6 protein-coding genes are annotated in these 5,799 nt (G+C 70.8%); 3 read left to right on the top strand and 3 right to left on the bottom strand.

Translation table 11 applies throughout. The features are described 5' to 3' along the window. Together KDL01_RS38535 and KDL01_RS38530 are read right to left on the bottom strand one after the other, a co-directional pair. A partial coding sequence (locus KDL01_RS38535) for a hypothetical protein (protein ID WP_212533666.1) occupies positions 1 to 906 on the bottom strand: 906 nt, incomplete at its 3' end. Between the two features lie 400 nt (positions 907 to 1,306). After that, on the bottom strand, positions 1,307 to 2,281 hold the full coding sequence (locus KDL01_RS38530) for an acyl-ACP desaturase (RefSeq protein ID WP_212533667.1): 975 nt from the start codon (positions 2,279 to 2,281) through the stop codon (positions 1,307 to 1,309). Between the two features lie 501 nt (positions 2,282 to 2,782). Between KDL01_RS38530 and KDL01_RS38525 the strand changes: the two genes are divergently transcribed. The 3 genes from KDL01_RS38525 (at position 2,783) to KDL01_RS38515 (ending at position 4,711) form a co-directional block, all read left to right on the top strand. Continuing rightward, positions 2,783 to 3,157, top strand: a complete 375-nt coding sequence (locus KDL01_RS38525; RefSeq protein ID WP_212533665.1) for a hypothetical protein — start codon at positions 2,783 to 2,785, stop codon at positions 3,155 to 3,157. Between the two features lie 112 nt (positions 3,158 to 3,269). After that, positions 3,270 to 3,848, top strand: a complete 579-nt coding sequence (locus KDL01_RS38520; protein WP_212533664.1) for a TMEM165/GDT1 family protein — start codon at positions 3,270 to 3,272, stop codon at positions 3,846 to 3,848. 89 nt (positions 3,849 to 3,937) lie between these two features. Beyond that, positions 3,938 to 4,711, top strand: a complete 774-nt coding sequence (locus KDL01_RS38515; RefSeq protein WP_212533663.1) for a methyltransferase domain-containing protein — start codon at positions 3,938 to 3,940, stop codon at positions 4,709 to 4,711. A gap of 34 nt (positions 4,712 to 4,745) precedes the next feature. Here the strand turns inward: KDL01_RS38515 and KDL01_RS38510 are convergent. Beyond that, a partial coding sequence (locus KDL01_RS38510) for an LCP family protein (protein ID WP_212533662.1) occupies positions 4,746 to 5,799 on the bottom strand: 1,054 nt, incomplete at its 5' end.

Raw genomic sequence — 5,799 nt, 5'->3', positions numbered from 1 at the left:
GGGCGTCGGCGGGCAGGGCGTGCAGTCGGAGTCGTCCTGGTCGGTGCTCACCGCGGCCAGGCCCGTCTCGTCGTCCTCACAGACCGGGACCGGAGTGTGCAGCGGCAGATCGCCGTTGTCCTCCCCGTTGTCCTCGCCGCGGCCCCGCATCGGCACGGAGCGCTCGCCGAGCGTGGTGTGGTGGGTGCTCCGATAGGCCTGGCCGGCCTGGTCGGACTGGTCGGACTCGTCGTCCATGGCGGCGGGATCGACGCACCGGGCGCCGGTCTCGACCGCGCGCATGGCCACGGTGTCGTCCCCGGGGCCGCAGGCCGCGAGCGGCACGTCGATCGGGGTCATCTCGGGGTCGGCCGCGTCGGTGCCGTCCTCGCCCGCCGACACCGCGGTGGCGCTGGTGCCGCCGGTACCCGCCGAGACACCCGGGCGGGTCGGAGCACTGCCTTCCGCGGTCGCGGGCTGGACCGCGGTGGAGTCGAGGTCGCCGGAGTGCGCCGACCCGCGCGGGGCGTCCTGCGCGCACCGGCCGTCGACCCAGTCACGCAGCGCGGTGACCTGCGCGGTGCTGCCGCACCCGTCGGAGCCGAGGTCGATCGGGATCCGCAGCACTTCGCCGGCCAGGGCGTCGCCCGGGTCGAGCATGCTCGACGAGGCCGCGGCCGCGCCGGCGGGCGACATCGGGTGGGAGTGCACTTCGGGCGGCTGTGCCGCCCGGCCTCGCGGGGCCTTCGCGGCCGCGCCGTCGGATGCTGTCGCCGAGCCGGAGACCGAGTGCGCGCTGACAGCGCCCCCGCTCTCCTTCGCACCCTGTCCCGCGGCCGCCATCGCCGGGGAGAGGGCCGTGCCCGTCAACAGCAGTCCGCCGGTAGCGACCGTGAAGACCAGGCTGCGCTTGGCCAAGTCGTACATGGGGACCTCTACTGATCAGTCGGAGGATTAAGGGGTGGGCCAATGGGCCCGCCCTTCCGGGGCAACGCCTTACGCCGCCCGAGGTCACCCGGCGCTACTCTTCAAGGATGAATATTGATAAAAGTATTTAGTTAACGCAGGCCTCGGCGGCCGTCCGGCGGCCTAACCCAAAGCCGATCCCGACCCGCTCACGTGAACGAGATCATCGACTCACTGATTCAGTGGGAGTTCGGCGAGAATCGCGGTACATCCGACGAGACGTCATCCGAGCGGACGAACTGCACTACTCCATGAGCGCGCTCGGCCGTGCCGTCGCACGGGGCACGAAAAAGCCGGACGCCGACCTCAATGAGGTCGGCGTCCGGGACGAGACGACACCGCGGCGGGGCGGCGGGCAGGCTCAGCCCTTGCGCGCGGCGTCGCGGGCGCGCTTGGCCTCGCACTTCTCCTCGAAGCGCGAGGCCGCGCCGTCGAGCGCGTCCATGATCTCGGCGAGCTCCTCGCGGGCCTGCTCGCCGGCCGGGCCGAGGTCGGTGCGCTCGAACACGCGCACGTTGCGCAGCACCGGGGCGAGCACCTCGTCCCGGTGGATGCGCAGGTTGTAGATCCCGGCCATGGCGATCTGCACCGACTTGCGGCCGAAGTTCTCCACCCCGGCGCCCGGCATCTGGAAGTTGCGCACCACGTCCACCACCGAGCGCATGGTCTGATCCGGGTTCAGCTCGAAGGCCGCGGCGAGCAGGTTGCGGTAGAAGACCATGTGCAGGTTCTCGTCGTTCGCGATCTTCTGCAGCAGCTGGTCGCACAGCTTCTCGCCGGAGTAGCTGCCGGTGTTGCGGTGCGAGATGCGGGTGGCGAGCTCCTGGAAGGAGACGTACGCGATCGAGTTGAGCGCCTGGTGCGAGTTGGGCGAGATGTAGCCGCTGCACATGTGCGTCATCCGGGCCCGCTCGAGCTCGATCGGGTCCACGGCCCGGGTGGTGAGCAGGTAGTCGCGGATGGCCATGCCGTGCCGGCCCTCCTCCGCGGTCCACCGGTGCACCCAGGTGCCCCAGGCCCCGTCGCGGCCGAAGAGCACCGCGATCTCGTGGTGGTAGCTCGGCAGGTTGTCCTCGGTGAGCAGGTTCAGGATCAGCGAGGTACGCGCCGTCTCGTTCAGCCGCGAGTGGCTCGACTCCCAGGCCTCGCCCTCGAGCGGACCGTCGAAGTCGCGGCCCTCGTTCCACGGCACGTAGGCGTGCGGGAACCACTCCTTGGCGATGCCGAGGTGCCGGTTGAGGTTGGCCTCGACCACCGGCTCGAGTTCCCGGAGCAGGTCGCTCTGGCTCAACTCTCCGCGCAGCGGAACATTCGGGGCCTGCGAGTGCTCTGCGATGAGGCTCACGACGGTTCTCCTGGCTGGGCCGAAGCTATGGTTACGGATGCGTAAGTTACGCCACCGTAGCTCAAGATACGGCCGAGCGCCAGCGGTCTCGAGTAATGCAGCGCTAAGAAGTCAAGTAATTTTTGATCCGGTGCGCCGACGCGCCGATGCGAATCCGCCCGAGGGCACGAGAGGTCAGCACGGCGGCAGCGCGCGTGCACGCAGTGTGGCCGAATGTGGCAATTTTGTTGCCGCAGTTGACAAATTGGGTGACGTGGGCCACGCTAGTTTGCGAGGGTGGACCCCGGCCGCCGTGAGTGCATCGGGGCCCGAACCGCTTCGCCAGGTCCCTGAGCCCGGGCGAACCGGAGAGAAACCAGACATCGCCGCGCCGCCGCACCGGTGCGGCGATGCGTTTCTCCCGGCACTTCTCCCCGATCCCCGGTGATCCCCCTCGTTTCCGCGGTGTTGCCGCCCCTGTCCCGGCCGCCGGTCGCCGGTTACCCTCTTCGCATGTCGAGGACCACACCGCGCGCCGCCGAGGCGCCCGTCCCGGCGCCCACCGACTCCGCGGACGCGGGCCTGCTGCGCGCCAACCTCGCCCCCAGTGCGGGCGTCGGCGCCGTGATGGGCTTCGCCGCGGCCACCGAGGGCGCGGGCCCCGGCTACGGCGCGGTCGTCGGCGTCGCCGGGTGCGCGGCGGTATTCGGGATGCTCGCGCTCAAGCGCGCCCTGGCCAAGCCCGTCAGGTCGTCTTCGGCCACCAAGACCGGCAAGACCGCCAAGGCCGCCAAGACCTCCAAGACCGCAGAGTCCGCCGACCCCGCGGAGCCGTCCGGACCCGCGCCGTCCCACCCCGCCGACCGAGGCGAACCCGTCAAGCCCTGAGTGCCCGTATTCACCCTCATTCGCCCCTGTCCGCCCTCATCCGCACCTATCCGCCGTGGTCTGTTCCGGTGCAGACGGTGTGGCCGTGCATGAGGTGACGTAGACTCAGCCGGTGAGCCTCGCGGTGATAGCAACGACCTTCGCGCTGATCTTCCTCGCCGAACTGCCGGACAAGACCGCGCTCGCTTCCCTCGTCCTCGCCACCCGCTACCCCGGCCGCTACGTCTTCCTCGGCGCCGCGGTCGGATTCACCGTCCAGGTGGCCATCGCCGTCGCAGCCGGCTCACTGCTGCGCCTGCTCCCCCACCGCGTGCTCGAAGCCGTGGTCGCCACCCTGTTCCTGATCGGCGCGGGCCTCATGCTCTGGCAATCCCGCGGCGCCGACGCGCAGGAGGAGCCCGAGATCAAGCAGGTCTCCAGCCCCTGGCGCGCGATGCTGGTGAGCTTCAGCGTGATCACCGTGGCCGAGTTCGGCGACCTCACCCAGATCGTCACCGCGAACCTGGCCGCCAAGTACAACTGGCTCTCCGTCTCCATCGGCGCCCTGCTCGCCCTCTGGGCCGTCGCGGCCCTCGCCATCCTCGGCGGCCAGGCCCTGCTGCGCTGGATCCCGCTCAAGCTCGTCATCCGCGCCGCCGCCGCGATCATGCTGGTCCTGGCCGGAATCTCGCTCTACTCCGTCTTCGCCTGATCCGCGCCCGGAGCCGGCCGATCCGTTCCTGCACACGGTCCACACGCCTTCTCCACCACATCTTCACAGAACCCTGTTTCGATGGGGCCATGCCCAGGACCGACACCACCAGCGCCGCGCCGACGCCGTACCTCGACGGCGTCGCGGCCACCGACCTCGCCCGCTCCTACAAGCACGACCTGCTCGCGGCCCTCGCCATCGAGCCCGGTCACCACGTACTGGACGTCGGCTGCGGCCCCGGCACCGACCTCGCCGCCCTCGCCGCCGCGGCGGGCCCGACCGGCACGGCCTTCGGCGTCGACCAGGACCCGGACATGGTCGCCACGGCCCGCGCCCGCATGGCCGACCGGCCGAACGTCCAGGTCTGCCGAGCGGACGCGCACCGCCTCCCGTTCGCGTCCAACACCATCGACCGCGCCCGCACCGACCGCGTACTCATGCACGTCGCCGACCCCGCGGCGGTACTCGCCGAACTCCATCGCGTCCTACGCCCGGCCGGCCTGCTCACCCTCGCCGAGCCCGACTGGGACACACTCGCCATCGACCACCCCGACCTCGCCCTGAGCCGAGCCTTCACCCGCTACGTGGCCGAGCGGGTCAACCACAACCACGCCGTCGGCCGCCAACTCCCCCGCCTCGCCGCCCACGCGGGATTCACCCTCCGCGCCGTCCGCAACCCCGCCGCAGTCCTCACCGACTTCGACACGGCCGAGACCATCCTCGGCCTACGCCGCACCACCGCCCGCGCCGTCGCAGCCGGCTACATCACCGCGTCCGACGCCCGGGCGTGGCTCGAACACCTCACCACCGGCACGTTCTTCGCCACCACGTCCTTCATCACCGTGCTCGCGCAGTCCGCGTAGTGCGCCGCTCGGGTGACGGCCCTGCCGCACCGCCTCACTCGATCGAGTTGAGCAGCCCGCTCGGAATCGGCTTGTCGGCGTTGACGGCGGCGATCACCTTGGCGGTCTTGGTCTGGTCGAGTAGCACCGCGTCCCCTATGCCGGAGACGGCGTAGCCTTCGTCGGCGATGGGCATGGTGCCGGTGGTGCCGCCGCCGGAGGCGAGGGGGCGGGCGCTGCGGGCCATCCGGATGAGGTCGAGCAGGCCGGTGTTGTTGTCGGCGGCGACGGAGCCGAGGGCGCCGCCGACGAAGGGGTAGAACTCGAACGGGTTGAGCAGCACGCCGGGGCGCACGGCCGAGTCGACCAGGGCTCTGATGAAGGCCTGCTGGTCGGACATCCGGCTCACGTCCGAGTTGGGCAGCGAGTAGCGCGAGCGGACGTAGGCCAGGGCCTGGCCGCCGTTGAGGGTCTGGCACCCGGCGTTCAGGTCGGCGCCGGAGTAGCTGTCGTGCACGGCCTTGCTCAGGCACATGTGCACGCCGCCCACCGCGTTGACCATGTTGACGATGCCGAGGAAGCCGATCTCCAGATAGTGGTCGATCCGGATCCCGAAGTTCTGCTCGACGGTCTGCACCAGCAGCTGCGGGCCGCCCTCCTGGTACGCCGCGTTGATCTTGTTGTGCGAGGCGGAGTGGGCCACGCCCTTGGCGTCGGTGTAGGCGGGGATGGCGACGTAGGAGTCGCGGGGGATGGAGATCAGGTCGGGGCCCGAGCTGCCGTAGTGCAGCAGCATGATCGTGTCGGTCCGGCTGCCGGTGATCGAGCCGGCCGAGCCGGTGTGGTACTCGTCCTGCTGCGCCTTGGTGAGCGTGTCGCGCCCGTCCGAGCCGGCCAGCAGCCAGTTCGTGCCGGCTCCGGCGGCCGGGCGGCCGGAGTAGTCGGCGAGGGCGCCGACGTGGGTGATCTTGCCCGAGGCCCAGATCCAGGTGCTGATGAACCCGACGATCAGGACCAGGACGAGTCCGAGCGCAGTGAACCCGACGATCCGGCCCCAGCGCCGGCGCTTGTGCCCCTCGCCCCCGGCCGCGGCCCCGCCGCCGTTGCCC

Origin of the sequence: Actinospica durhamensis, assembly GCF_018139695.1 — a bacterium.
In the GTDB taxonomy this organism is placed as follows: domain Bacteria; phylum Actinomycetota; class Actinomycetes; order Streptomycetales; family Catenulisporaceae; genus Actinospica; species Actinospica durhamensis.
Note: the sequence above shows the minus strand (reverse complement) of the source record. Positions and strands in the feature narration are given on the sequence as shown.